Genomic DNA, 26,333 nt, shown 5'->3' with positions numbered 1-26,333 from the left:
TGCACCCTTTTTTGCTGTAGCGCCTCATCGGCAAGAAAGCAGCAAGAGCGAAAAAGCGGAGTTTGAATGAGCGTCACCACGCAGGGTTTGCAGTTGAATGTTCGCCAGAAGGCCGTGAAAAGCGCCGTCGAGCTGATCAGTTCGATGCGCTTCGCGATTGCGCTGCTCGTCGTGCTCGCCATCGCGAGCATCATCGGCACGGTGCTCACGCAGGACGACCCGTACCCGAACTACGTCAACCAGTTCGGCCCCTTCTGGGCCGACATCTTCCGCTCGCTGAGCCTCTACACGGTCTACAGCGCGTGGTGGTTCATGACGATCCTCGGCTTTCTCGTGGTGTCGGTTTCGCTGTGCGTGATCCGCAACGCGCCGAAGATGATCGCCGACATGAAGAGCTGGAAGGACAAGGTCCGCGAAGGCAGCCTGCGCGCGTTCCATCACAAGGGCGAGTTCGCGGTGGAGGGCGGCACGCGCGAGCAAACGGCCGCCACGCTCGAGAAGCTGGCGGGGCGCATGGGCTACCGGTTCGTCACGCGCGAGAGCGATGGGGCCACGCTCATCGCCGCCAAGCGCGGTGCGCTCACGAAGATCGGCTATATCTTCGCGCACCTCGCGATCGTGATCATCTGCCTCGGCGGCCTGCTCGACAGCAATCTGCCGATCAAATTCCAGATGTGGCTGTTCGACAAGACGCCCATCCGCAGCAACGCGGTCATCAACGACATTCCCCCCGAGCACCGGCTCTCGCAGTCGAACCCGACCTTCCGCGGCTACGCCTGGGTGCCCGAGGGCCAGTTCGTTTCCACGGCCATCCTCAACCAGCCCGACGGCTCGCTGATCCAGGACTTGCCGTTCTCCATCCAGCTCAACAAGTTCATCGTCGACTACTACTCGACCGGCATGCCCAAGCTCTTTGCGAGCGACATCGTCGTGATCGACCACAAGACGGGCCAGCGCGTTCCGGCGCGCATCGAGGTGAACGAGCCGTTCGAGTACGACGGCGTGTCGATCTATCAGTCGAGCTTCCAGGACGGCGGCTCGCAGATGTCGATGACGGCGTGGCCCATGTCGGGCGCGAGCGCGAAGCACTTCCCGTTCGGCGGCACGATCGGCAATTCGGCGCCGCTCGCGGTGCCCGCCGGCCAGACGGTGCCGGGCGTGGATGGGCAGACGATCGAATTCGCGGACTTCCGGGCGATCAACGTCGAGAACATCTCGAACGGCAGCGGCGCGAACGACGCGCGCGGTGTGGCCCACCAGTCGCTCAAGGAAGCGTTCGACGAGCGCCTCGGCTCCGGTGCGAAGAGCTCGAAGCCGCTCGATCTGCATAACGTCGGCCCCTCGGTGCAGTACAAGGTGCGCGACAAGAACGGCCAGGCGCGCGAGTACAACAACTACATGCTGCCCGTGGACGTGGGCGGCGGCGACCGCATGTTCCTCGCGGGCATGCGCGAGAATCCCGACGATCCGTTCCGCTACCTGCGTATTCCCGCCGACACCGGCGGCACGCCGAAGGAGTGGATGATGCTGCGCGCGGCTTTCGAGGACCCCGCCTTGCGCGCGCAGGCCGCGAAGCGTTTCGCCGCGCGCTCCGTCCCCGATTCGAACCGCGAGTTGCAACAGCATCTCGAAGACAGCGCCGAGCGCGTCTTGACCCTTTTCGCGGGCTCGGACGCGCCGCAGGCAGGTGCTGCGGTTGCTGCAGGCGCCGCTGGCGGCTTCCAGGCCGTGGCCGCGTTCATCGACAAGTCGGTGCCGAAGGAGCAGCAGGAAAAGGCCGCGAGCCTCCTGCTGCGCATGCTCGAGGGTGCGACATGGGATCTCTGGCAGCTCGCGCGCGAGCAGGCCGGCGAGCCCGACCTGAAGCCCGATGCCGACGCCGCGCGCTTCGTGCAGGACTCGATCAACGCGATATCCGACAGCTTCCTGTATGGATCTCCTGTCTATCTACAGCTCGATTCATTCAAGCAGGTGCAAGCTTCGGTATTTCAGTTGACGCGCGCGCCGGGCAAGAAAGTCGTGTATCTTGGCAGCCTGTTGCTCGTGCTCGGCATCTTCTCGATGTTCTACGTGCGTGAGCGGCGTCTGTGGTTCTGGCTGAAGGACCGGAAGGGGCAGGACGGTCAGGACCACGGCGTCGACGTCATCATGGCGATGTCGACCGCCCGCCGTACCCTCGACTTCGAGAAGGAGTTCGCCCGTACCCGCGATGCGGTCGGCCGTGCGCTAGGCGCGGCGCCGCAAACGGGCGCCGCGGACGATGCGGGCGACACGAACGGCAGCGGCACGGACCGTGCGCCCTGATTCACGCACGTGATTGCAGCCACTCACGATCAACACCGGTAAGCCCATGGACTTGTCTCAGGTTTCCTCCTCCGCGAAGGCTCGCCGCGCCGAACGTGCGCAGGTGGCCAATGCCGCTGTGGCGCACGGCGCCGCGACTGCCCGTGATCCGCTCGCCGGCGTCCTGTTCGACGAACGTCCTTTCCTGCGCCGCCTGACGGTGGTGGACTGGCTGTTCGCACTGGCGCTCGTGGGGGGCGCGGGTTTCGCGCTCTCGCGCTACCACGCGCACATGAACTACTACGACAAGCTGGTGCTGTGCGGCACGACGCCGGCGCTCGTCGTGCTGGGCTGGCGCTGGAAGCCGGCGCGGCTCCTCATGGCCGGTATCGCGGTGCTCGCGCTGTTCGCGATCCAGATCTACCAGGGCGACCTCGCGCGCGCGGATCAGGCGTTCTTTCTCAAGTATTTCCTCTCCAGCCAGTCGGCCATTCTGTGGATGAGCGCGCTGTTCGTGCTCGCCACGCTGTTCTACTGGATCGGCCTGCTCTCGCGCTCGCCCTCGGGCGGCTCGATCGGCTCGAAGCTCACATGGGCGGCGGTGCTCATGGGCTTCGTCGGCCTGATGGTGCGCTGGTACGAGTCTTATCTCATCGGCGCGGACGTCGGGCACATTCCCATCTCGAACCTCTACGAAGTGTTCGTGCTGTTCAGTCTCATCACCGCGCTCTTCTATCTGTATTACGAAAGGCACTACAACACGCGCGCGCTCGGCGCGTTCGTGCTGCTCGTGATCAGCGCGGCCGTGGGCTTCCTGATGTGGTACTCGATCTCGCGCGACGCGCAGCAGATCCAGCCGCTCGTGCCCGCGCTGCAGAGCTGGTGGATGAAGATCCACGTGCCGGCGAACTTCATCGGCTACGGCAGCTTCGCGCTTTCGGCCATGGTGGGCGTGGCGTACATCATGAAGGAGCGCGGCGTGCTGGCGGACCGTCTGCCCGCGCTCGAGGTGCTCGACGACGTCATGTACAAGTCGATCGCCGTGGGTTTCGCGTTCTTCACCATCGCGACCATTCTCGGCGCGCTGTGGGCGGCGCAGGCCTGGGGCGGCTACTGGAGCTGGGACCCGAAGGAAACCTGGGCGCTGATCGTGTGGCTCAACTACGCCGCCTGGCTGCATATGCGCCTCATGAAGGGCCTGCGAGGCGGCGTGGCGGCCTGGTGGGCACTTACCGGGCTGCTCGTCACGACCTTCGCATTCCTCGGCGTGAACATGTTCCTTTCGGGCCTGCACAGCTACGGCAAGCTGTAACCGAATCGGCCTGCAAGACGAACTAACCGTCGGATGCCTCGCGCTCCGACGGTTTTTTTTCGTCCGCCGGGAAGTTTTCTGCGAATTGCGCGTTTGCCCGCTTGAGGTCATCCCGTCGATCCACGTCGTGCACAGCACGGCAGGACGGGTCGACATACGATCAATGTGCTGGCGGCGCACGCCACGCAAGGAGCAGGAGCAGCGATATGTGGATCAAGCGGAGCAGCAGGATCTTGCTCAACGGTGATGACATCCCCGCGAGCGAAATCACGCCGCAAAAGGTGTACGAACAGCGTCGGCGCATTCTGCGGGCAGCGGGCGCGCTTGCGCTCGGCAGCATTGCGGGGCCGTTCGGTGCAAGAGAGGCGTTTGCGGAATACGCCCCCGGCGACCCGAAGGCGCAGAAGCTCGCCGCGCAGACGAACACGAAGTTCGTCGCGCTCGACAAGGTCACGCCCTACAAGGACATCACGACCTATAACAACTTCTACGAGTTCGGCACCGACAAGGGCGATCCGGCTCAAAACGCGCACACGCTGCGGCCGCGTCCCTGGAAGCTGAGCGTCGAGGGCGAGGTGAAGAACCCGAAGGTCTATGACATCGACGAGATTCTCAAGCTCGCGCCGCTCGAAGAGCGCGTGTACCGGCATCGTTGCGTGGAGGGCTGGTCGATTGTCGTGCCGTGGATCGGTGTTTCGCTTTCCGAACTGATCCGCCGCGCGCAGCCCACGGGCAACGCGCGCTACGTGCAGTTCATCACGCTCGCCGACCCCTCGCAAATGCCGGGTCTCGCCGAGCCGATTCTCGACTGGCCGTATTCCGAAGGCCTGCGCATGGACGAAGCGATGAATCCGCTCACGCTGCTCACGGTCGGCCTTTACGGCCAGGTGCTGCCGAACCAGAACGGCGCGCCCGTGCGTGTGATGGTGCCGTGGAAGTACGGCTTCAAGAGCGCGAAGTCGCTGGTGAAGATCCGCTTCGTCGAGAACCAGCCGCCCACGAGCTGGAACAAGTACGCGCCGAACGAGTACGGCTTTTATTCGAACGTGAACCCGAACGTCGATCACCCGCGCTGGAGCCAGGCCACGGAGCGGCGCATCGGCGAAGACGGCTTCTTCCAGCCCAAGCGCAAGACGCTCATGTACAACGGCTACGGCGACCTCGTCGCGTCGATGTATCAAGGCATGGATCTGCGCAAGAACTTCTGAGCAACGAGCTTGATGGAGCGAGAGATGGAATCGACGACGACACCACAGGCCGCCGCGCGCGTGGGGGCGGGCCAGGCGCGCCCTGCGCGAAAGGCGGGTGTGGCGAGCGTGACGGGCCCGCGCTGGCTGCCGTGGGCGAAGGTGGCGGTGTTCGTCACGGCGTTGTATCCGCTTGCGCGCCTCGTGCTGTTCGGCTTCACGGACGGGCTCGGTGCGAATCCGATCGAGTTCATCACGCGTTCCACGGGCCTGTGGACGCTGGTATTCCTCTGCATCACGCTCGCGGTCACGCCGCTGCGACGAATCACGGGCTGGAATACGCTGGTCCGCTTTCGACGCATGCTGGGCCTCTTCGCGTTTTTCTACGCGACGCTGCACTTCACGACCTACATCTGGTTCGACAAGTGGTTCGACGTCGCCGCGATGCTCAAGGACGTGGGCAAGCGGCCATTCATCACGGTGGGTTTTGCCGCGTTCGTGCTGCTGATTCCGCTCGCCGTGACGTCCACGCGCGCGATGGCGCGCCGGCTCGGACGGCGCTGGCAGACGCTGCATCGGCTCATCTACGCGATCGGCGTGCTGGCGATTCTGCATTTCTGGTGGATGAAGGCGGGCAAGCACGACCTCGTGCTGCCCAAGCTCTACGGCGCGATCATGCTGGCGCTGCTCGGCTGGCGCGTGGCCGTGTGGCTGCTTGCGCGCTGGCGTGCCGCGCGCGCGGGTGCGGGCGCCGCGTAGGTGCAGAGCACGCAGGCAGGCAAATAAAAAGCGACGCCGAGGCGTCGCTTTTTTCACGGGCGGGCGGACGAAAGACTCAGTCCGGCAGCACGCGCTCACTGGCAAACAACTCCGCCACGTTTTCGCGCTCGCGCGCGAGATGCACGCGCTTGCCGTCGACCATCACTTCGGCGGCGCGCGCGCGCGTGTTGTAGTTCGAGCTCATCACGAAGCCGTAGGCGCCCGCGGAGCGGATCGCGAGCACGTCGCCCGGTTCGATCGCGAGCGAGCGTGCGCGGCCCAGCCAGTCGCCGCTTTCGCACACCGGGCCGACCACGTCGTAGGTTTGCGGTGCCGACTGGCGCGCAACGACCGGCTCCATCGCGTGATACGCGTCGTACATGGCGGGACGGGCGAGGTCGTTCATCGCGGCGTCGACGATCGCGAAGTTCTTCTCCGATCCCGGCTTCAGGAACTCGACCGTGGTGAGCAGGATGCCCGCATTGCCCACGAGCGAGCGGCCCGGCTCGAAGTACACCTCGCGCGCCTTGCCCGTTTTCGCGCCATACGCCTCGATGCGGTCGAGCACCGTGCGCACGAACTCGCCGATGTCGGGCGGCGTTTCGTCGTCGTAGGTGATGCCGAGGCCGCCGCCCACGTCGATGTGGCGGATGCTCACGCCGTCGGCTTCGATCTGGTCGACGAGTTCGAGCAGCTTGTCGATGGCGTCGAGATACGGCGCGATTTCGGTGATCTGCGAGCCGATATGGCAGTCGATGCCGACCACGTCCAGGTGCGCCATGGCCGCGGCCGCGCGATAGGTCGCGCGCGCTTCGTCGAATGCCACGCCGAACTTGTTCGCCTTCAGGCCGGTGGAAATGTACGGATGCGTTTTCGGATCGACGTCCGGATTCACGCGCAGCGAAACCGGCGCCTTCTTGCCGAGCTTGCCCGCCACCTCGTTGAGGCGGTCGAGTTCGGGAATCGATTCGACGTTGAAGCACTTCACGCCCGCTTCGAGCGCCTCGCGCATTTCGCCGGCGGTCTTGCCGACGCCCGAGAACACCACGTCCTGCGCTTTGCCGCCTGCCGCGAGCACGCGGGCGAGCTCGCCCGCCGAAACGATGTCGAAGCCCGCGCCTTCGCGCGCGAACACGTTGAGCACGGCGAGGTTGCTGTTCGCCTTGACCGCGACGTGCACCTTGGCGCGGCGGCCGGCGCAGGCGTCGGCGTAGGCGTGCCATGCAGCGGTGAGCGCCGCGCGCGAATACACATAAAGCGGCGTGCCGTACTGTGCGGCGAGATCTGCGGCCGAGACGCCTTCTACGAAGAGCGTGCCGTTATCGCGGTGAAAAGCGGACTGGGTCATGCGAGCGTTTTTACTGGGTTGGCGTGGCGTCGGAAGCCGCCTGCGGGCTGCCGGTGGTCGCGGGTGGGGTGCCGAGTTCGGTGTCCGGGGACAACGACAGCGGCGTGCCGGAGGTGTCCGGAATCGTGCCGATGGGCGCCGATGCAGACTCGGGAGCGCTCGCGGGCGCGCCTGCACTCGTCGCGCCGGTTTCCGGCTGCGTGGTTTCGAAATTGGGCTTGGGCGGAAGCGGCGGCACGGTGGGCATGTAGAGCGCGCCGCGCTGGCCACAGCCTGCGAGCGCGACGGCGCCGATCGCAAAAGCCGCTAGAATCGCGCGGGGCGTCCATGCGCTGGGGGCCGCTGCGCGCGTCCGGGAAATGACACGCATAATTGTCCCTGAATGAATAACCGGTGGAGTTTAGCATGCCAGACAATGACTACCTGAGCCGCGCGGAGGCCGTGCTGGCGGCCGTAGAGCGGGCCGTGGACGAGGCCGAAGCGGACATCGAACTCGAGCGCAGCGGCAACGTTCTGACGCTCGAATTCGAGAATCGCACGAAGATCATCGTGAACCTGCAGCCGCCGATGCGCGAAATCTGGATCGCGGCGAAGGCGGGCGGTTTCCACTATCGCTTCATCGACGACAAATGGCGCGACACGCGCACGGGCACCGAATTCTTCTCGGCGCTCACGGCCTATGCAACGGAGCAGGCGGGCGAGCCGGTACGGTTCGAGCCATAAGCGCGCAAGCGTGAGCTCATAAAAGAAACGGGCGCGAGTCGCAAGACTGTGAACTGAACCCCAAGAGTTGGACATAGATCCGACCCTTGGGGTTTTTTCATGGCCATTGCTGCGGTGTGCCTCAGTGCCCGCGGAACAGATTCATGATGTCTTCCTTCTCCTTCGCATTCACGTGCTCGGGCGTCGGATCTGCACCGGCATCGTCGGCGCCCGATGCGCCGCCAGCCGACGCTTCGAGCGCCGCCTGACTGATGCCCACTGTCGAGACGAAGCCGTGGCCCGGCGTGGCGTCGGCGTAGTAGAGCTCGTCGCCGAGCGTAACGATGCCGTCCGGCATCGCCATCTTGTACTCGGGCACGCCGCTGAGCGCCTTCTGCATGTAGTCGATCCAGACCGGCAGCGCGAGACCGCCGCCCGTTTCCTTGTCGCCGAGGCTGCGCGGGTTGTCGTAGCCGATCCAGGCGATCGCGGCCAGCGTGTGCTGATAGCCCGCGAACCACGCGTCGCGCGAGTCGTTGGTCGTGCCGGTCTTGCCGCCCAGGTCGGTGCGCTTGAGGACGTTCGACTTCGCGCCCGTGCCGCGCTGCGCGACGCTCTGCAAGAGGCTGTTCATGATGTACGCGTTGCGCGGGTCGATGGCGCGCGGCGCGTTCTGCTCGGCCACGAGCGGCTGTGCCTGGGCGACCACGATGCCGCGCTGGTCGGTGACTTCGGCGATCAGATACGGATTCACGCGATACCCGCCGTTGGCGAACACCGAGTAGCCGGCGGCCATCTGCAGGGGCGTGACGAGACCCGCGCCGAGCGCCATCGGCAGGTAGGCGGGATGCCGGCCGGCGTCGAAGCCGAAGTGCGTGATGTACTGCTGCGCGTACTTCGTGCCGATGTGGTTGAGGATACGGATCGACACGAGGTTCTTCGACTTCATGAGCGCCGTACGCATGCTCATGGGGCCGTCGAAGCCGCCGCCGTAGTTCTTCGGCTCCCACGGCTGGCCGCCCGTTTCGGCGGCGCTGAAGAAGAGCGGCGCGTCGTTGATGACCGTCGCCGGCCCGAGCCCCTTGTCGAGCGACGCCGAGTAGATGAACGGCTTGAAGCTCGAACCCGGCTGACGCCACGCCTGGGTGACGTGGTTGAACTTGTTCTTGTTGAAGTCGAAGCCGCCCACGAGCGCGCGGATCGCGCCGTCCTGCGGCACGATCGAGATGAATGCGCCTTCGATTTGCGGCAGCTGCGTGATCGACCAGTCGCCTGCGTTGTTGCGCGCGAGGCGGATGATCGCGCCCGGCCGGATCTTCTGCGACGGCTGCGCGCGCGTGGAGAGCGCGAACTGCGCGAAGCGCAGCCCGTCGCCAGTGACGCTCGTAGTGTTGCCGTCCATGAACGTGACCCGCACTTCCTTCGGGCTCGCCGCCGTGACGACCGCCGCCACGAGTTCGCCGTTGTCGGGGTGCTCGACGAGCGCGTCGTCGATGGCCTGCTCTCGCTCGTCGCTGTCCGTGGGCAGGTCGATGAACGCCTCGGGCCCGCGATAGCCGTGGCGCCGTTCGTAGTCCATCAGTCCCCTGCGCAGCGCGCGATAGGCGACATCCTGATCGGCGGAGTCGATGGTGGTGACGACGTTCAGTCCGCGCGTGTACGCCTCCTCGTGGTACTGCGCGTACATCATCTGGCGCACCATTTCCGCGACGTACTCGGCGTGGACGCTGAATTCCTTGCCCGCACCCTTGACGACGAGCGGCTGCGCCGCGGCCTCGTCGTACTGCTGCTGGGTGATGTAATGCAGCTCGAGCATGCGCTGGAGAATGTACTCCTGGCGCACCTTCGCCCGCTTCGGATTGACGACCGGGTTGTAGGCCGACGGCGCCTTGGGCAGCCCGGCCAGCATCGCGCACTCGGCGAGTGTGAGATCTTTCAGATCCTTTCCGAAGTACACGCGCGCGGCGCTCGCGAAGCCATATGCGCGCTGGCCCAGATAGATCTGATTCATGTACACCTCGAGAATCTGATCCTTCGAGAGCTTCGACTCGATCTTATAGGCGAGCAGCATCTCGTAAATCTTGCGCGTGTAGGTCTTTTCGCTCGAAAGGAAGAAGTTGCGCGCCACCTGCATGGTGATCGTGCTGGCGCCCTGGGTGGCATGGCCATTGGTGAGCGCGACAAAGCCCGCGCGCGCAATGCCGGCGAGGTCGACGCCGCCGTGATCGTAGAAGCGCGCGTCTTCGATGGCGAGAATGGCCTTCTTGAGGTTGTCCGGCACGTCCTTGAAATGGACGATGTCGCGCCGCTCCTCGCCGAATTCGCCGATCAGCACATGGTCGCGCGTGTAGATGCGCAGCGGCACCTTCGGGCGATAGTCGGTGAGCGCCTCGAGCGACGGCAGGTTCGGTGTCGCCACGACGAGCGCGTAGCCGAGTACGAGCGCCACACACACCACGCCGGCGAAAATGAGGCCGAAAAAGGCGATCAGCAGCGTGGCCCACCACGGGCGCTTGCGCCGCCGGGGCGGCTCGGGCGGCGTGGAAGGCGGTACGGACGAAGGAAGCTGATCTTGCATACGAACACCAGAAAAACAGTCCCGCGATTATAGCCGCCGCTCGCCCGCTGGCTTTCGATACGCTTACATGGACGGCGCGGGCGAGCACGCGATCCGCTGTTTCTGTCGATGCGTCCGCTGACGCCTCTGCTGATATTCGCACTGTAGACGCGCCCCTGGCGCGTGGATAGCGCTGGCGGCGACCGTTGGCCGTTCGGCCGAGTATTCGTGCGCCACCGCGATTCGCACAATTTCTCCATCGACGCGCTGCGAACGGTTTGCGGCGCGCGGACGTACGGGAGGGATGCGATGGGTTTCGGGAATCCGCTGTTGTTGGGCGCTCGCCGGTTTGCCGCGGGTGTGGATTTAAGCGCGCGCGGGGTCACGCTGGTGGTGTTGAGCCAGCGCATTGTCGGGGCGGGGCCGGTCCGCCTCGAATGGCTGGCGAGCGCGCCGCTCGCGCGCGAGGCGCTCGCCGGCGCGGAGATCGTCGACCGGGCGGCCATCGTCGCGGCGCTTCGCTGCGTGTTTGGCGAGTTGCCGCGCGCCAGCGCGGCGGCGTCGCTGCGTTGCGCCATGGCGCTGCCCACGAGCGCGACGCTCGTCGCGACCGTGCCGCTTGCGCGTCTGGCGCCGGCGGGCGCGACGGACGAATCGGGTATTCACGCAGCGCTGGAGCCGCTCGTGCTGGCGGAGGCCGAGCGCACGGCGGCCGTGGAGCGCGGCGAGCTGGCGGTCGACTGGAGCGTGCTGCCGGCTACCCCGCGCAGCCGCGAAGCACAGGTGACCATCGCGGCGACGCCGCGGCAGCATCTCGAATCGCGCATCGAATGCGCGGCTATGGCGGGCATCACGCTGTGCGCCGTGGACGGCGAGGCGCACGCCGCGTTGCGCGCCATGCGGCACGCGGCGGTGTACGAGTTGCCGCCGCACGAACCCTGGGTGGCGATCTGGGTCGGCCCGGAAGGCGTGCACGGCTGGTTGCTCGTCGACGACTCGGTCATCCGGCACATGCGCTTTCCCGCGCTCGAACATGCCGATCTCGTGGAGGCGCTGCACGACCTCGTCGACGGCGAGCAGGCCGGCTGCGTGCAGGTCTCGGGCGAGCTTGCCATGCTTCGCGGCGCAAACTTCACGATGGCCGACATCGGCGACGCGCTGGGTGCGCCAGTGCTGCCGTTCGAATGCGCACCGCTGGCCGACGTCGAGTGGCCGCTCGCGGCGACGCTGTTGCACGATCCGGCGTGCGCGGTGGCCTTCGGGCTCGCGCTGCGCGGGGTGGCGGAATGACGCTCGCGCGCGCTGTGCGCGGCTTTCCGGGCCGGGCCGTCGGCGGTTTCAACTTGCTGCCGTGGCGGCGCCGCGCCATCCGCAGGAGGCTCCGCTGGCGCCTGCTCGAATGGGGCGCCGCGGCGCTTGGCGGATGCGCGTGTGCGCTGGGTGTCGTGCTTTGGCAGCGCATCGAATGCAGCACGCTCGAGGCTCGGCGCGAGGCGCTGGAGCGGCCACTGGCGCAGTGGCGCGCACCGCTCGCCGAGGCGCAGCGCCTCACGCGGGAGATCGAAGCGCGCCGCATCGGCGATCGACTCGCCCGACAGCACGCGCAGGCGACGGCGCGCTTTTTCGCCCTTGCGGACGCGTTGGCGAGTGAGCCTGCTCCAGGCGTCGGCTTGCAGCAGCTTGCGCAGTCCGCCGATGAAACCGATCTACAGGCGAGCGCGGCGGACGAATCGGCGGCTGCGGCCTGGCTCGGACGCCTACGCTCGCTGCCCGACGTCGAGGCCTTGAGCGTGCGCGAACTCAAGCGCGGCGTGCCGGCTGGCGCTGCACGCGAGCGTGTGCCCGATGGCGAACCGATTCGCGTGGCAGCTCATCTCGTCTGGCAAGGCGCGAGCACTGTGCCGCAGGGCGGCGCACCGCGAGTGCGCGAGGCGTCCCGAGCGTCGAGCGGCGCCGCCGCGAAGGAGGCGACATGAGCACGATGCCTGCGCACGCTGGACAGGAGCGGGGGCTTGTTTCGCCGCAGTCAGGCAGGGGCAGCGCATTGCGCGGATGGCCGCCGCTTCACGCGTGGAGCACGCGCCGCCGCCGGGCTGTCGCGTCGATGATTGCCGTGCTGGCTCTCGCCGCCGCGGGCGTCGCCTGCATCGTCGGGGATCCACTCGGTGTGAATGCAGCTCGCGCCGAGCTGCAAACCGCTCAAAAGCGCTACGGCGATGCCCAGCAAGTCCTGGCGCGCCTGCCCGCGCTGCGAGACGCTGCGGCGCGAACGGCTTCGCGTGCGCCGCGTGCTGGCAATTCCGCTGACGATATTCGCCGCATCTCGCAGCTCGCCGCGCAATCGGGCCTCGTGCTGCATGCGCTGGAGCCTGGCGTTGCGGGCGGCGCACAAGCCGAGGCGTTCCGGTCGATCAAGCTGGTCGCGCAAGGCAGCTTCGCGCAACTGCGCGGACTGCTCGAAGGGTTGGCGCGCGAGCCGGCGCTCACGGTGCCATCCGAGCTTGCAGTCCGGCGCACGGGAACCGGTTTGTCGGTCTCGGCAACGTTGCGTGTGTACGATGCGCTGCCCGCAGTGCCGCTGGCGGTGGCTCCGGGAGCGGCGGCTCGTGATCCCTTCACGCATGCGGCTGCGGCCGGTACGGCGGAAGACGGGTGGCGCCTTACCGGCATCCTCCAGGATCGGCAGCGCATCGTCGCGCTGGTGGAAACGCCTGATGGCGTCGTGACCGCGCAGGCGGGAGAGGCGATCGGCGACGCTCGCGTGCTGGAAATCAGGCCGGCGGGGGTCGTCGTCGCGGCGAGTGGGACGACGCGCGCGCTCGACTGGGCGGAGCCGGTGAAATGAGCGCGCTGAAGTGGACCGTTGCCGTCCTCGCCCCGTTGATGGTGAGTGTTGCCGCGGGCGCTGCATGGGCCGCGGTGCCTCAGCCTCGGCCCGGGTGGGCACATTCGCCGGCGGCGCTCGCGCACTACGAAGTGCCGCCGTTGCCCGATGGTGCGGCGGAGCCCGCAGCGAAACAGTGGACCGCCAATCCGTTCGTAGGAGGCAGCGATGCCCCGATGCCCGAAGACGTTTCGCAGGCACGCGCAGACGGCGGCGCTCGCGTATCCCAACCTGCAGCCGAACCTTCGCGCGAACCCGGCGACGCGTCGGCAGCCGGGCCGCTCGAAGGGCCGCCCGTACCGCTGCGCGCGCCGATGCGGCTTGGCGACGCGGCGGCAGACAACGACGGTTTGCCGCCAAACCGGCCGATCACGCTCAACTTCCAGCGCGCTGAAATCATCGCCGTTCTGCAAGCGTTCGCCCAGTTCACGAAGCTCAATATCGTCGCAAGCGAACGAGCGCGCGGCCAGGTGACGTTGCGCCTCGACCGCGTGCCGTGGCGTACCGCGTTCGACCTGCTGCTCGAGGCGAACGGCCTGGCGATGTCGCGCATCGGCGATGTGATCTGGGTCGCGCCCGCCGCGGAGCTGGCCGCGCGCGAGCGGCAGCGTTACGAGGCGCACGCCCGGGCCGCGGAGCTGGAGCCGCTCGCCAGCCGCTCGTTCGAGCTGCATTACGCGCGCGCCGAGGAATTGCGGCGTTTCCTGACAGGCACGGGCTCACAGCGCGCACTCTCGAAGCGCGGCACGGCGGTGGCGGACGCGCGCACGAACCTCCTTTTCGTCACCGACCTGCCGGCGCGACTCGACCAGATCAGCGAGCTCGTGTGGCGGCTCGACGCGCCCGCCCGTCAGGTGCTGATCGAGGCGCGCATCGTCGAAGGAGACGAGGGGCTGTCGCGCGAGCTGGGCGTGCGTCTTGGCGTAACGCCGGTGAGTGTGGACGGCTCGACGGCCCGCGGCTTGACCGCCCGAGCCGACGGCACGGTGTACGACCTCGCGGCGGGCCCGATTTCCGGCTTCGAGCCTGCAGGCCTTGGGCTCACGCTGCTGGCCGCGCGCGCCACGCGCCTGCTCGACATCCAGTTGAGCGCGCTCGAGGCCGAAGGGCGCGGGCGCGTGGTGTCGAGTCCGCGCGTCGTCACCGCCGACCGCACGAAGGCCGTCGTCGAGCAGGGCACCGAGCTGCCTTATCAGGCCAAGGTCGGGCAGGGCGTTTCGGGCGTGCAGTTCCGGCGCGCAAGCCTGAAACTCGAAGTCGAGCCGCAGATCACACCCGATGGCCGCGTGATACTCGACCTCGATGTGGCGAAGGACAGTGTCGGCGAGCAAACGGCCGCCGGGCCTGCAATTAACACCAAACACGTGCAGACGCGCGTGGAGATCGAGGACGGCGGGACGGTCTCAATTGGCGGCATCGACGCGACGGATGACCGCGATGATGTGACGCGCGTGCCACTCCTGGGCAAAATACCGGTTCTGGGCGCGCTTTTTTCGCATCGCGCGCACCGGGATCAACGCAGCGAGCTGGTGGTATTCATCACGCCGCGCGTCGTGGAGCCGAATTGACCCTGATTGATCGGGCGACCCGGCCGCAAGCGCGAAGCCGCATGCTTGCGGGGCCGGAACACCGAGGCCGCAGGCTCGACAATGCCGCCGCTTTGCCAGTAAGCTGCGGCACCAACCTTTCGTAGGAAACGCTGCAAGTGCGGGACGCAAACGCCAATGTATTTTTCGTAGGGCTCATGGGCGCCGGCAAGACGACCGTGGGCCGGGCGGTCGCGCGCCGGTTGGAGCGTCCGTTCTTCGACTCCGATCACGAGATCGAGGCGCGCACGGGCGCGCGCATCCCGGTGATCTTCGAACTCGAAGGCGAAGCGGGCTTTCGCGACCGCGAGGCCCAGATGATCGAAGAGCTCACGGGGCGTGAAGGCATCGTCCTCGCGACCGGCGGCGGCGCGGTGCTGCGGCCCGAGAATCGCGCGGCGCTCAAGGCGCGCGGCTTCGTCGTGTATCTGCGCGCGCATCCGCACGACCTGTGGCTGCGCACGCGGCGCGACAAGAATCGTCCGCTCCTGCAAACCGAAGACCCCAAGGCGCGGCTCGAAGCGCTCTACGAAGTGCGCGACCCGCTGTATCGCGAAGTCGCGGACTTCGTGATCGAAACCGGCCGGCCTTCCGTCAACGGACTCGTCAACATGGTACTGATGCAGCTCGACATGGCCGGCGTCGTGCGGGCCACTGCGCGCGAGTAGGGCGCAGGTGGCGCAGTGAGTCGCGCAGTGAGTCGTGAAGCAGGCAGTGCATCGGAAACCCAAAAGATTCAGAGCATGATTACCGTCAACGTCGAACTGGGCGAGCGCGCCTACCCCATCCATATCGGCTCCGGCCTGATCGGTCAGACGGCGCTCTTCGCGCCTCATATCGCCGGCAAGTCGGTCACGATCGTAACGAACACCGTCGTCGATCCGCTCTACGGCGAGACGCTGCGCACCGCGCTCGCGCCGCTCGGCAAGGACGTCAATACGGTGGTGCTGCCCGATGGCGAGGCGCACAAGAACTGGGAAACGCTCAACGAGATCTTCGACGCGCTGCTCACCTCGCGCGCCGACCGCAAGACCACGCTCATCGCGCTGGGCGGCGGCGTGACGGGCGACATGACGGGTTTCGCGGCCGCCTGCTACATGCGCGGCGTGCCGTTCATCCAGGTGCCGACCACGCTGCTTTCGCAGGTCGATTCGTCGGTGGGCGGCAAGACGGGCATCAATCATCCGCTCGGCAAGAACATGATCGGCGCGTTCTACCAGCCGCAGGCCGTGATCGCCGACATCGGCGCGCTCGCCACGCTGCCGGAGCGCGAGCTGGCGGCGGGCATCGCCGAGGTCATCAAGACCGGCGCAATCGCCGATGCCGAATTCTTCGACTGGATCGAAGCCAACGTCGAATCGCTCAACCGTTGCGAGCCCGAAGCGCTCGCGCACGCCGTCAAGCGCTCGTGCGAGATCAAGGCATCGGTCGTGGCCGCCGACGAGCGCGAGGGCGGCCTGCGCGCCATCCTCAACTTCGGCCATACGTTCGGCCACGCGATCGAGGCCGGGCTCGGCTACGGCGAGTGGCTGCACGGCGAGGCGGTGGGCTGCGGCATGGTGATGGCGGCGGACCTTTCGGTGCGCATGGGCATGCTGGACGAAGCCTCGCGCACGCGCCTCGTGCGCGTGGTCGAGGCCGCGAAGCTGCCGGTGCGTGCGCCCGCGCTCGGCGCGGACCGCTATGTCGAGCTGATGCAGGTCGACAAGAAGGCCGAGGGCGGGGCGATCAAGTTCATCCTGCTCAAGCGCTTCGGCGAGACGCACATCGGCCGCGCGCCGGACGAAGCCGTGCAGGCCACGCTCGCCGCCGCGACGCAGAGCTGAGGCGGCGCCGGCGACAACCCCTTGCGGAGGAACGGTGAGCGACACCCGCAGCGACAACCGTAGTGATCCCCGTAGTGTCCAGGAAGGTAGCGACGCGCATGGCGGCGACGCCAGCGCCGCGCTGATCGCGTCATTCGAGGCGGGCCTCGCGCCTTACGCGGCGCACGCCTCGCGCACGCGCGGGCGGCGCTATCCCGAGCCGCCGCCCGCCGCGCGCAGCGAGTTCCAGCGCGATCGCGACCGCATCGTCCATTCGACGGCGTTTCGCCGCCTCGAGTACAAGACCCAGGTGTTCGTGAATCACGAGGGCGATCTCTTTCGCACGCGGCTCACGCACAGCCTGGAAGTCGCGCAGATCGCCCGCTCGGTCGCCCGTAACCTGCGCGTGAACGAGGATCTGGTCGAGGCGATCTCGCTCGCCCACGACCTCGGCCATACGCCGTTCGGCCATGCGGGCCAGGACGCGCTCAACGAGTGCATGCGCGAGCACGGTGGCTTCGAGCACAATCTCCAGAGTCTCGCGGTCGTGGACGAGCTCGAAGAGCACTACGGCGCGTTCGACGGCCTGAACCTGTGCTTCGAGACGCGCGAAGGCATTCTCAAGCACTGCTCGCGTGAGCATGCGAGGCATCTGGGCGATCTGGGTGAGCGTTTTCTGCTCGGCCGGCAACCGTCCATCGAAGCGCAGATCGCCAACATCGCCGACGAAATCGCCTATAACAACCACGACGTCGACGACGGCTTGCGCTCGGGCCTGCTCACCATCGAGCAACTCGCCGAGGTCGAGCTCTGGCAAACGCACTACGACGCCGCGCGCGCCGAATATCCGCAGATCGAGGGCCGTCGGCTGATTCACGAGACGGTGCGGCGCATCATCAACACGCTGATCGTCGATCTGATCGGGCAGACGCGGCGCAATCTCGCCGAGTGCGCGCCGCAGTCGCTCGACGACGTGCGCGCGGCGCCTGCGCTCGTCGCGCACAGCGAGCGCGTGGCCGCGCAGGCGGCGGCGCTCAAGCGCTTCCTGTACCGCAACCTGTACCGCCACTATCGCGTGATGCGCATGGCCAACAAGGCGCGGCGCGTGGTGAAGGGGCTGTTCGAGGCGTTCAGCGAAGACTCGCGCCTGTTGCCGCCGCCGTACCAGACGCAGGACGCCGCCCTGCAGCCGCGGCTGATCGCGCATTACATCGCGGGCATGACCGACCGCTATGCCCTGAAGGAGTACCGCCGCCTCTTCGTCGTCGCCGATGACGTTTGAGGGCGCGGCTCGCCCCCTCTCACCGCCCCTGCCGATTCCGGGAGCCGATTTGATCAAGTCCTGGCCGTATCCGCGCGTTGCCGCGCACCGAGGGGGCGGCACGCTCGCGCCCGAGAACACCCTGGCGGGTCTGCGCACCGGCGCGAGCCTCGGCCATAAGATGGTCGAGTTCGACGCCAAGCTGTCCGTCGACAACGTCGCGTTCCTGCTCCATGACGACTCGGTGAATCGCACGTCGAGCGGGCACGGCGCGGCCGCGTCCATGCGCTATGCGGAACTTGCCGCGTTGGACGCGGGCAGCTGGCGGGACGCGCGTTTTGCGGGCGAGCCAATGCCTACGCTCGCTCAAGTTGCAGCGTGTTGTCGCGAACTGGGGCTTGCGGCGAACGTCGAGATCAAGCCCTGCGCGAGTCGCGACGTGGAGACAGGGCGCATTGTCGGCGCCGAAACGGCGCGCCTATGGGAGAGCGAAGCGCGGGCAGGCACGCCGCCTTTGCTGTCGTCGTTCTCTTATGCGGCGCTCGAGGCGGCGCGCGAGAGCGCGCCGGAACTGCCGCGCGGGCTGCTATTCGAGCGGGTGCCCGCCGACTGGCGCGAGCAGACGGCGGCGCTCGAGTGTGTGTCGCTGCATGCGAGCCATCGCCATCTGGACGAGGCGCTCGTCGAGCGCATCAAGTCGGCGGGGCTTTTCATCCTCGCCTATACGGTGAACGAACTCGACCGCGCTCGCCAACTCGTGAGCTGGGGCGTCGATACGGTCTGCACCGACCGTATCGACCTGATCGGGCCGCACGCGCTCGACGCCTGAGGCCCCGGGCCGGGCGGCCGGTGCCCGGCTCCTCCTTCAGCGGCGCGAGAGCAGCGCGCCCAGTACCAGCGCGACGCCGCCGGCAATCGCTACGGCCTGCCAGGGATTGCGGTGTACGTAGTCGTCGGCGCCGGCGATGGCCGCGTCAGTGTGGTCGCGCGCGGCTGCACGCGCGACTTCGAGCCGCTCGCGGGCGGCGTCCAGACGCTTGCGGATGTCGGCGCGCAGCGCAGCTGCATCGGCCTGGGTTCCTTCGCCCAGCGTGTTTTCCAGCTCGGCGAGCAGATCACGCAACTCGTCGGCGATATCGGCGGCGGCGCTGCGGCCGCGGCGTGCAATGCGCCGCGCGTGTCGGCTCGTGCGCGTCCAGGAATCTCCGAGGGCTTCTCGCGTGTTCGGAAAGGCGCTCATGTATAGCTCCGTCGTTGAAAAGTCACAGGTAAAAGGCTCGCCGCGGCGCGCACGAAAAAGGGCGCGGGAGGGCGAGGACCGGAGTGCAAGTATTGCGCAATTCCAGTGCCCGAGCCTTGAACGCGCGCAGCGAGCCGGGCGCAAACGCCCGCCAGGCGGGGCTTCCTTCTCTGGTGACAAAACAGGTGATTACGGGGACAGCACGCTTTTTCGCAGAGGCATAGAATCAGGATAAGCCTATGCGAAGGCGGGGAAAATCGATGGAGACGCCAAGACGGGAAGGGCACGGCCGGGCGGGAAACGCCGCCCTCCGCCAGACGCCGCAAGGGCGAGGCGAAGGGCCGGCGCGAGGTGGTGCGGGGCGCCGAAGGGCGTCAGAAGTTGTAGCCGACCTTCAGGTACGTCACGAGCGGGTTCAGGTGAATCTTCGATTCCGCGACTCGCTGCGTCCCGAACTGGTTGTTCAGCGTCGTGTTGTACGTAGCCGTCACGTTGATCGGAATGTACGAGAGCGAGAAACCGGCGAACCAGTGCTTCGTGAAGTTGTAGTTGAAGCCCAGGTTAAACACGGGGGCCCAGGAACGATCCGTCGAAACACTGGTCGGACCCCCAAGCACACCGTTTTCGAAGGAGCCGTTGGTTATCTTCGCGTCGGTGAACCAGGCGTAGGTCACGCCGACGCCGAGGTAAGGACGGAATTTGGCTTCCGGGCTGTTGAAGTAGTACTTGAACAGCAGCGCGGGGCTCCACAGTTTCGCCGAGCCGACTTTGCCGAAGCTGCTGAAGCTGCCGCCGCCGGAAATATCGAACTTCGGCGGAATGCCGAGTTCGGCTTCGGTCGCGAAGTGGTCGGTGATGTAGTAGCCGAGGGAGAAGCCCACGGTGTCGGCCGAGCCGACGCTGGCGCCGGTGTTCGGAATGGCCATGTTGACGGGCGTGCCGCCGACACTGTCGATCTTGAGCGGATCGCTGGTGTCCTGCGGCATGAAGCGGAACCAGCCGGTGGTGACGTAGAACGTGTTTGCGGATTGTGCGTGTGCCGCCGTGAAACTGGCGAGCGCGGCGACCCCTGCCAGCGCCTGTTTTAATTTCATATTAATTGCTCCTCCATGAAAGGCCCGCTCATTATGAACACAACGTTTGCAACAAACCAGACGCGACCGTTAGAGCTTTTTTACTAAGCGCCGCGAGCTTTCCGCCGAAGCCGCATGCCAGCGAGAACTAGCGCTGGTGGGGCCTGGCGGGTCTGCGGGTATTCACCAACGGAACCAGGAAAATCGAGCATGGCACGGCTTGCACGTCTTTATGTTCCCGATCAGCCACAGCATGTGATCCTGCGCGGACTCGATCAGCAGCCCGCGTTCGTCGATGACCAGGACTACGAACTGTTCATCGACTGCCTGAAGGCCGCGGCGCGCGATCATCATCTGGCGGTGCATGCGTGGGTTTTGATGCCCGGCGCGGTGCAACTGCTCGTCACGCCTTCCGACGAATCCAGCCTGCCCAAGGCAATGCAGGCGGTCGGCCGGCGCTACGTGGCGCATTTCAACCGGCGCTATGCGCGTCGCGGCACGCTCTGGGAGGGGCGCTATCGCGCGACGGTCATCGAGGGCGAGCGCTTCTTCCTGCTGGCGAGCCGCGTCGTCGAGCTCGCACCGGTGCGCAGCCACCTCGTGACGGCGCCCGAAGACTATCGATGGTCGAGCTACCGGCATCACATCGGCCTCACCGTCGACAGCCTCATCACCGACCATCCGCTGTACTGGGCGCTCGGCAATACGCCTTTCGAGCGTCAGCGCGCGTATCGCGAACTCTGCGAGCAGGTGCTCGACGAACGCGAAACGACACAGCTCATGCAGGCCACGCTCAAGGGCTGGGTGCTCGGCAGCGACACGTACCGCGATTGGGCGTCGCGCACGGCGAACCGGCGCGTCTCGCCGCTGCCGCGTGGGCGCCCGCGCAAGGTGCGCGAGGCGCCAGGCACGTCTGCGGCGACGCCGGGCGCCGTTGGCGCCGCGGCCACCGCGAGCCCGGCTTCGACGCCTGCGGCCGGATCGGGCGGGGCCGGTGGTCAGCCGGCGAGCCATGGCGCGACACAATCTGGCCCCCATTCTACCTCGCACGCCGGCGCCAACCCGGCTGGCCCGACCTCGACGCAGGGAGGAGGTCACCCTGGGAGTGGTTCGGCTACAACATCGGGTGGAAATCCGGGTGGCGCGGGCGGCCATTCCGGTGGTTCGCAGGGTTCCGGCAGCGGAGGCTCCTCCGGTTCGAGTTCGGAACACGACGAGCGCAAGCCGGGCACCGGCACTCACTGATTGCTTTTCGGCTCAAGTGTTTACGAAATAAACGGCATCCCCGGATGCCGTTTTCTTTTGCCCGAATTTAATGTGACCCCAATAAAAAAATGTGCGAATGCACCAACTCGATAATTGGGGTTCGAACATCACGTTTTATTTGCATCCCCTTGATTCGTCGCGTATATTCGCCTTTCGGCTCTCCTGGGCGCATAACGCGGGAAGCACGTAGTACCCGCGCAACGCCGTACAGCGGTCACGTAAGCGGCGTAAATCAAGAAAACGGATTCAACGGCTGGCAACGGCCCCACTCTGACGGTGTCCCCATGAACGATCACCAGCAGCGCGCCGCGGTGCCCGCCGCGCAAGGTCTCTATGACCCGCAAAACGAACACGACGCCTGTGGCGTCGGTTTCGTCGCCCATATCAAGGGCAAGAAGAGCCACGAAATCATTCAGCAAGGCCTGAAGATTCTCGAGAACCTCGACCACCGGGGCGCCGTGGGCGCCGATCCGCTGATGGGCGACGGCGCGGGCATCCTGATCCAGATTCCGGACGCGTTCTACCGCGAAGAGATGGCCAAGCAGGGCGTGACGCTGCCGCCGTTCGGCGAGTACGGCGTCGGCATGATCTTCCTGCCGAAGGAACACGCCTCGCGTCTCGCCTGCGAGCAGGAACTCGAGCGCACGGTGCGTGCAGAAGGCCAGGTCGTGCTGGGCTGGCGCGACGTACCGGTCGATCACGCCATGCCGATCTCGCCCACGGTGAAGGCTAGCGAGCCGCTGATCCGCCAGATCTTCATCGGCCGCGGCAAGGACGTGATGGTTACGGACGCGCTCGAGCGCAAGCTGTACATCATCCGCAAGACCGCGAGCCACCGCATTCAGGCGCTCAAGCTCAAGCACGGCAAGGAATACTTCGTGCCGTCGTGCTCGGCGCGCACGGTCGTCTACAAGGGTCTGCTGCTCGCCGGCCAGGTTGGCGTGTATTACCGCGACCTGCAGGACGAGCGCGTGGTGTCGGCATTGGCGCTCGTGCACCAGCGCTTCTCGACCAACACGTTCCCGGCGTGGGAACTGGCTCACCCGTACCGCATGATCGCCCACAACGGTGAAATCAACACCGTCAAGGGCAACGTGAACTGGCTGAACGCCCGTACCGGCGCGATCGCCTCGCACGTGCTCGGCGACGACCTGCCCAAGCTCTGGCCGCTGATCTATCCGGGCCAGTCCGACACCGCATCGTTCGACAACTGTCTCGAACTGCTGGTGATGGCGGGCTACCCGCTCGTCCACGCGATGATGATGATGATCCCGGAAGCCTGGGAACAGCACACGCTGATGGACGAGAACCGCAAGGCGTTCTACGAATACCACGCTGCGATGATGGAACCGTGGGACGGCCCCGCCGCGATCGCATTCACCGACGGCCGCCAGATCGGCGCGACGCTCGACCGTAACGGTCTGCGTCCGGCGCGCTACATCGTCACGGACGACGACCTGGTCATCATGGCGTCGGAAGCCGGCACGCTGCCGATCCCCGAGTCGAAGATCGTCAAGAAGTGGCGTCTGCAGCCGGGCAAGATGTTCCTGATCGACATGGAACACGGCCGCATCATCGACGACAAGGAACTCAAGGACAACCTCGCCAACGCCAAGCCGTACAAGAGCTGGATCGACGCCGTGCGCATCAAGCTCGACGAGATCGAGCCGAAGGCGGAAGACGTCGCGACCGCGCGCGCCGAAGCCGCCGCGCTGCTCGACCGTCAGCAGGCGTTCGGCTACACGCAGGAAGACCTCAAGTTCCTGATGGCGCCGATGGCGATGTCGGGCGAAGAGGCGGTCGGTTCGATGGGCAACGACTCGCCGCTGGCGGTCATGTCCAACAAGAACAAGACGCTCTACAACTACTTCAAGCAGCTGTTCGCGCAGGTCACGAACCCGCCGATCGACCCGATCCGTGAAAACATGGTGATGTCGCTCGTGTCGTTCATCGGCCCGAAGCCGAACCTGCTCGACACCAACAACATCAACCCGCCGATGCGTCTCGAAGTGTCGCAGCCGGTGCTCGACTTCAAGGACATCGCGAAGATCCGCGCGATCGAGCAGTACACGGGCGGCAAGTTCAGCAGCTACGAGCTGAACATCTGCTATCCGGTGGCCTGGGGCAAGGAAGGCATCGAAGCGCGTCTCGCGTCGCTGTGCGCGGAAGCCGTCGATGCGGTCAAGTCGGGCTACAACATTCTGATCGTGTCGGACCGCCGCGCGGACCGCGACAACGTCGCGATTCCCGCGCTGCTCGCCACCTCGGCGATCCACTCGCACCTCGTGCAGCACGGCCTGCGCACGAGCACGGGTCTCGTCGTGGAAACGGGTTCGGCGCGTGAAACGCACCACTTCGCGCTGCTCGCCGGTTTCGGCGCGGAAGCCGTGCACCCGTACCTCGCGATGGAAACGCTCGCGCAAATGGCGCAGGGCCTCAAGGGCGACCTGTCGGGCGAGAAGGCCGTCTACAACTTCACCAAGGCAGTGGGCAAGGGCCTGCTCAAGGTGATGTCGAAGATGGGCATCTCCACGTACATGTCGTACACGGGCGCGCAGATTTTCGAAGCCGTCGGTCTGGCTGACGATCTGATCGCCAAGTACTTCAAGGGTACGGCCTCGAAGGTGGGCGGCATCGGCCTGTTCGAAGTGGCTGAAGAAGCGATCCGTCTGCACCGCGACGCATTCGGCGACAACCCGGTTCTCGCCAACATGCTCGACGCGGGCGGCGAGTACGCCTACCGCGTGCGCGGCGAAGACCACATGTGGACGCCGGACGCGATCGCCAAGCTCCAGCACTCGGCGCGCAGCAACTCGTACCAGACGTACAAGGAATACGCGCACCTGATCAACGATCAGACCAGGCGCCACATGACGTTCCGCGGTCTGTTCGAATTCCGCCTCGACCCGGCGCGCGCGATCTCGATCGACGACGTCGAGCCGGCCAAGGAAATCGTCAAGCGCTTTGCGACTGGCGCGATGTCGCTCGGCTCGATCTCGACGGAAGCGCACGCCACGCTGGCCGTTGCGATGAACCGCATCGGCGGCAAGTCGAACACGGGTGAAGGCGGCGAAGACGAGAAGCGCTACCGCAACGAACTGCGCGGCATTCCGATCAAGAACGGCGACACGATGCAGTCGATCATTGGGCCGGAAGTCGTCAAGGACATCCCGCTCAAGGATGGCGACTCGCTGCGTTCGAAGATCAAGCAGGTGGCGTCGGGCCGCTTCGGCGTGTCGGCGGAGTACCTGTCGTCGGCGGACCAGATCCAGATCAAGATGGCGCAGGGCGCGAAGCCGGGCGAAGGCGGTCAGCTGCCGGGCCACAAGGTTTCGGAGTACATCGGCAAGCTGCGTTATTCGGTGCCGGGCGTGGGCCTCATTTCGCCGCCGCCGCACCACGACATCTACTCGATCGAAGACCTGGCGCAGCTGATTCACGACCTGAAGAACGTGAACCCGGTTTCGTCGATCTCGGTGAAGCTGGTGTCGGAAGTGGGCGTGGGCACGGTGGCAGCCGGCGTGGCGAAGGCCAAGGCCGACCACGTCGTCATCGCCGGTCACGACGGCGGCACGGGCGCCTCGCCGCTCTCGTCGCTCAAGCACGCCGGCACGCCGTGGGAGCTCGGTCTGGCGGAAACGCAGCAGACGCTGGTGCTGAACCAGCTGCGCGGCCGTATCCGCGTGCAAGCCGACGGTCAGATGAAGACGGGCCGCGACGTGGTGATCGGCGCGCTGCTCGGCGCGGATGAATTCGGCTTTGCGACGGCGCCGCTCGTCGTCCAGGGCTGCATCATGATGCGCAAGTGCCACCTGAACACCTGCCCGGTCGGCGTGGCGACGCAGGATCCGGTGCTGCGCGCGAAGTTCTCGGGCCAGCCCGAGCACGTCGTCAACTTCTTCTTCTTCATCGCTGAAGAAGTCCGCGAAATCATGGCGCAACTGGGTATCCGCAAGTTCGACGATCTGGTCGGCCGCGCGGATCTGCTCGACACGCGCCGTGGCGTGGAGCACTGGAAGGCGAAGGGTCTCGACTTCTCGCGCGTGTTCTATCAGCCGTCGGTCGGCGCTGAAGTCGCGAAGAAGCACGTCGACACGCAAGACCACGGTCTGGACCGCGCGCTCGATCACACGCTGATCGAGAAGGCGAAGGCGGCGATCGAAACGGGCGAGCACGTCTCGTTCATCCAGCCGGTGCGCAACGTGAACCGCACGGTCGGCGCGATGCTCTCGGGCGTCGTCGCGAAGAAGTACGGCCACGACGGTCTGCCGGAAGACACGATCCACATCCAGTTGAAGGGCACGGCGGGTCAGAGCTTCGGCGCGTTCCTCGCACGCGGCATCACGCTGGACCTCGTGGGCGACGGCAACGACTACGTCGGCAAGGGCCTCTCGGGCGGCCGCATCATCATCCGTCCGACCAACGACTTCCGCGGCAAGTCCGAAGAAAACATCATCTGCGGCAACACGGTGATGTACGGCGCACTCGAAGGCGAAGCCTTCCTGCGCGGCGTCGCGGGCGAGCGTTTCGCGGTGCGTAATTCGGGCGCGACGGCGATCGTCGAAGGCACGGGCGACCACGGCTGCGAATACATGACGGGCGGCACGGTGGTCGTGCTCGGCGAAACGGGCCGTAACTTCGCGGCGGGCATGTCGGGCGGTATCGCCTACGTGTACGACCCGGACGGCACCTTCGCCGGCAAGTGCAACAAGTCGATGGTCGCGCTCGACCCGGTCCTGCAGCAGGCCGAACAGGAGCGCACTGTGGACCGCGCACTGTGGCACACGGGCCAGACCGACGAAGCGCTGCTCAAGGGACTCGTCGAGCGTCACTTCCAGTTCACGGGCTCGACGCGCGCCAAGGCGCTGCTCGAAAACTGGGATGCGGCGCGCCGCCAGTTCGTGAAGGTGTTCCCGACGGAATACAAGCGCGCACTGGGCGAACTCGGCGCGAAGAAGGCGAACCAGGAAGAACTGGCCGCCTGATCCGCAAGACGACGACTGAACGAAGACGAAGCGCCCGCCGCGCTCACTGAAGCGGCGGCGGGCGCGGGCCCCTCACCGAATAGAT

18 protein-coding genes and 2 pseudogenes are annotated in these 26,333 nt (G+C 66.3%); 15 read left to right on the top strand and 5 right to left on the bottom strand.

What is annotated here, in order from left to right; translation table 11 throughout:
• Nucleotides 1-66: 66 nt before the first annotated feature.
• The 4 genes from AB3X99_RS35225 to msrQ all read left to right on the top strand — a co-directional run bounded on the left by AB3X99_RS35225 (nucleotide 67) and on the right by msrQ (nucleotide 5,541).
• Nucleotides 67-2,304: a cytochrome c biogenesis protein ResB gene (locus tag AB3X99_RS35225; protein WP_368619607.1), complete on the top strand. Its 2,238-nt coding sequence runs from the start codon at nucleotides 67-69 to the stop codon at nucleotides 2,302-2,304.
• A 46-nt stretch (nucleotides 2,305-2,350) separates the two neighbouring features.
• Nucleotides 2,351-3,595 (top strand): c-type cytochrome biogenesis protein CcsB, encoded by a 1,245-nt coding sequence (gene ccsB / locus AB3X99_RS35220; RefSeq protein ID WP_368619606.1) that lies wholly within the window; start codon nucleotides 2,351-2,353, stop codon nucleotides 3,593-3,595.
• Between the two features lie 206 nt (nucleotides 3,596-3,801).
• The gene (gene msrP / locus AB3X99_RS35215) at nucleotides 3,802-4,803 is read left to right on the top strand and encodes a protein-methionine-sulfoxide reductase catalytic subunit MsrP (RefSeq protein ID WP_368606210.1); all 1,002 of its coding nucleotides are present in this window, start codon (nucleotides 3,802-3,804) and stop codon (nucleotides 4,801-4,803) included.
• Between the two features lie 12 nt (nucleotides 4,804-4,815).
• Nucleotides 4,816-5,541, top strand: coding sequence for a protein-methionine-sulfoxide reductase heme-binding subunit MsrQ (gene msrQ, locus AB3X99_RS35210; protein WP_368619605.1), 726 nt, complete (start codon nucleotides 4,816-4,818; stop codon nucleotides 5,539-5,541).
• A 76-nt stretch (nucleotides 5,542-5,617) separates the two neighbouring features.
• On the opposite strand, the gene lysA is transcribed toward msrQ, so the two are convergent.
• On the bottom strand, nucleotides 5,618-6,889 hold the full coding sequence (lysA, locus tag AB3X99_RS35205) for a diaminopimelate decarboxylase (RefSeq protein WP_069268226.1): 1,272 nt from the start codon (nucleotides 6,887-6,889) through the stop codon (nucleotides 5,618-5,620).
• A gap of 10 nt (nucleotides 6,890-6,899) precedes the next feature.
• Nucleotides 6,900-7,259: a lipoprotein gene (locus AB3X99_RS35200; protein ID WP_368606212.1), complete on the bottom strand. Its 360-nt coding sequence runs from the start codon at nucleotides 7,257-7,259 to the stop codon at nucleotides 6,900-6,902.
• A gap of 35 nt (nucleotides 7,260-7,294) precedes the next feature.
• On the opposite strand from AB3X99_RS35200, the gene cyaY reads away from it, so the two are divergent.
• Complete coding sequence (gene cyaY, locus AB3X99_RS35195) at nucleotides 7,295-7,612, top strand: iron donor protein CyaY (RefSeq protein WP_342949811.1); 318 nt, start codon at nucleotides 7,295-7,297, stop codon at nucleotides 7,610-7,612.
• A gap of 121 nt (nucleotides 7,613-7,733) precedes the next feature.
• Here the strand turns inward: cyaY and AB3X99_RS35190 are convergent, their stop codons facing one another.
• On the bottom strand, nucleotides 7,734-10,169 hold the full coding sequence (locus AB3X99_RS35190; RefSeq protein ID WP_368619604.1) for a penicillin-binding protein 1A: 2,436 nt from the start codon (nucleotides 10,167-10,169) through the stop codon (nucleotides 7,734-7,736).
• A gap of 288 nt (nucleotides 10,170-10,457) precedes the next feature.
• Between AB3X99_RS35190 and pilM the strand changes: the two genes are divergently transcribed.
• The 8 genes and pseudogenes from pilM (at nucleotide 10,458) to ugpQ (ending at nucleotide 18,513) form a co-directional block, all read left to right on the top strand.
• Nucleotides 10,458-11,438, top strand: coding sequence for a type IV pilus biogenesis protein PilM (gene pilM, locus AB3X99_RS35185; RefSeq protein WP_368619603.1), 981 nt, complete (start codon nucleotides 10,458-10,460; stop codon nucleotides 11,436-11,438).
• Nucleotides 11,435-12,124, top strand: coding sequence for a fimbrial assembly protein (locus tag AB3X99_RS35180; RefSeq protein WP_342949814.1), 690 nt, complete (start codon nucleotides 11,435-11,437; stop codon nucleotides 12,122-12,124). Before pilM ends, AB3X99_RS35180 begins: the two co-directional genes overlap by 4 nt.
• Nucleotides 12,121-12,993, top strand: coding sequence for a hypothetical protein (locus AB3X99_RS35175; RefSeq protein WP_368619602.1), 873 nt, complete (start codon nucleotides 12,121-12,123; stop codon nucleotides 12,991-12,993). Before AB3X99_RS35180 ends, AB3X99_RS35175 begins: the two co-directional genes overlap by 4 nt.
• Nucleotides 12,990-14,600: a type IV pilus secretin PilQ gene (gene pilQ / locus AB3X99_RS35170; RefSeq protein WP_368619601.1), complete on the top strand. Its 1,611-nt coding sequence runs from the start codon at nucleotides 12,990-12,992 to the stop codon at nucleotides 14,598-14,600. The genes AB3X99_RS35175 and pilQ overlap by 4 nt, the downstream gene beginning before the upstream one ends.
• Before the next feature lie 131 nt (nucleotides 14,601-14,731).
• Nucleotides 14,732-15,286, top strand: a complete 555-nt coding sequence (gene aroK, locus AB3X99_RS35165) for a shikimate kinase AroK (protein WP_069268233.1) — start codon at nucleotides 14,732-14,734, stop codon at nucleotides 15,284-15,286.
• A 66-nt stretch (nucleotides 15,287-15,352) separates the two neighbouring features.
• On the top strand, nucleotides 15,353-16,444 hold the full coding sequence (gene aroB / locus AB3X99_RS35160; RefSeq protein WP_176732982.1) for a 3-dehydroquinate synthase: 1,092 nt from the start codon (nucleotides 15,353-15,355) through the stop codon (nucleotides 16,442-16,444).
• A gap of 127 nt (nucleotides 16,445-16,571) precedes the next feature.
• Nucleotides 16,572-17,705, top strand: a pseudogene (locus tag AB3X99_RS35155) (deoxyguanosinetriphosphate triphosphohydrolase); the annotation flags it as partial.
• A gap of 49 nt (nucleotides 17,706-17,754) precedes the next feature.
• Nucleotides 17,755-18,513 (top strand): glycerophosphodiester phosphodiesterase, encoded by a 759-nt coding sequence (gene ugpQ, locus AB3X99_RS35150; protein ID WP_368619600.1) that lies wholly within the window; start codon nucleotides 17,755-17,757, stop codon nucleotides 18,511-18,513.
• A gap of 36 nt (nucleotides 18,514-18,549) precedes the next feature.
• On the opposite strand, the gene AB3X99_RS35145 is transcribed toward ugpQ, so the two are convergent.
• Nucleotides 18,550-18,924: a YqjD family protein gene (locus tag AB3X99_RS35145; RefSeq protein ID WP_368619599.1), complete on the bottom strand. Its 375-nt coding sequence runs from the start codon at nucleotides 18,922-18,924 to the stop codon at nucleotides 18,550-18,552.
• A 374-nt stretch (nucleotides 18,925-19,298) separates the two neighbouring features.
• Nucleotides 19,299-20,018 (bottom strand): OmpW family protein, encoded by a 720-nt coding sequence (locus tag AB3X99_RS35140; protein ID WP_368619598.1) that lies wholly within the window; start codon nucleotides 20,016-20,018, stop codon nucleotides 19,299-19,301.
• Between the two features lie 189 nt (nucleotides 20,019-20,207).
• Here AB3X99_RS35140 and AB3X99_RS35135 point away from each other — a divergent pair.
• Together AB3X99_RS35135 and AB3X99_RS35130 are read left to right on the top strand one after the other, a co-directional pair.
• Nucleotides 20,208-20,897 (top strand): annotated as a pseudogene (locus tag AB3X99_RS35135) (transposase); the annotation flags it as partial.
• A 650-nt stretch (nucleotides 20,898-21,547) separates the two neighbouring features.
• Nucleotides 21,548-26,248: a glutamate synthase-related protein gene (locus tag AB3X99_RS35130; RefSeq protein WP_368610404.1), complete on the top strand. Its 4,701-nt coding sequence runs from the start codon at nucleotides 21,548-21,550 to the stop codon at nucleotides 26,246-26,248.
• Nucleotides 26,249-26,333: the final 85 nt, after the last annotated feature.

It is taken from the genome of Paraburkholderia sp. BR10882 (genome assembly GCF_040948855.1).
Classification (GTDB): Bacteria; Pseudomonadota; Gammaproteobacteria; order Burkholderiales; family Burkholderiaceae; genus Paraburkholderia; species Paraburkholderia nodosa_A.
The sequence above is the reverse complement of the archived record's forward strand: the minus strand, read 5'-3'. Positions and strand labels throughout refer to the sequence as shown.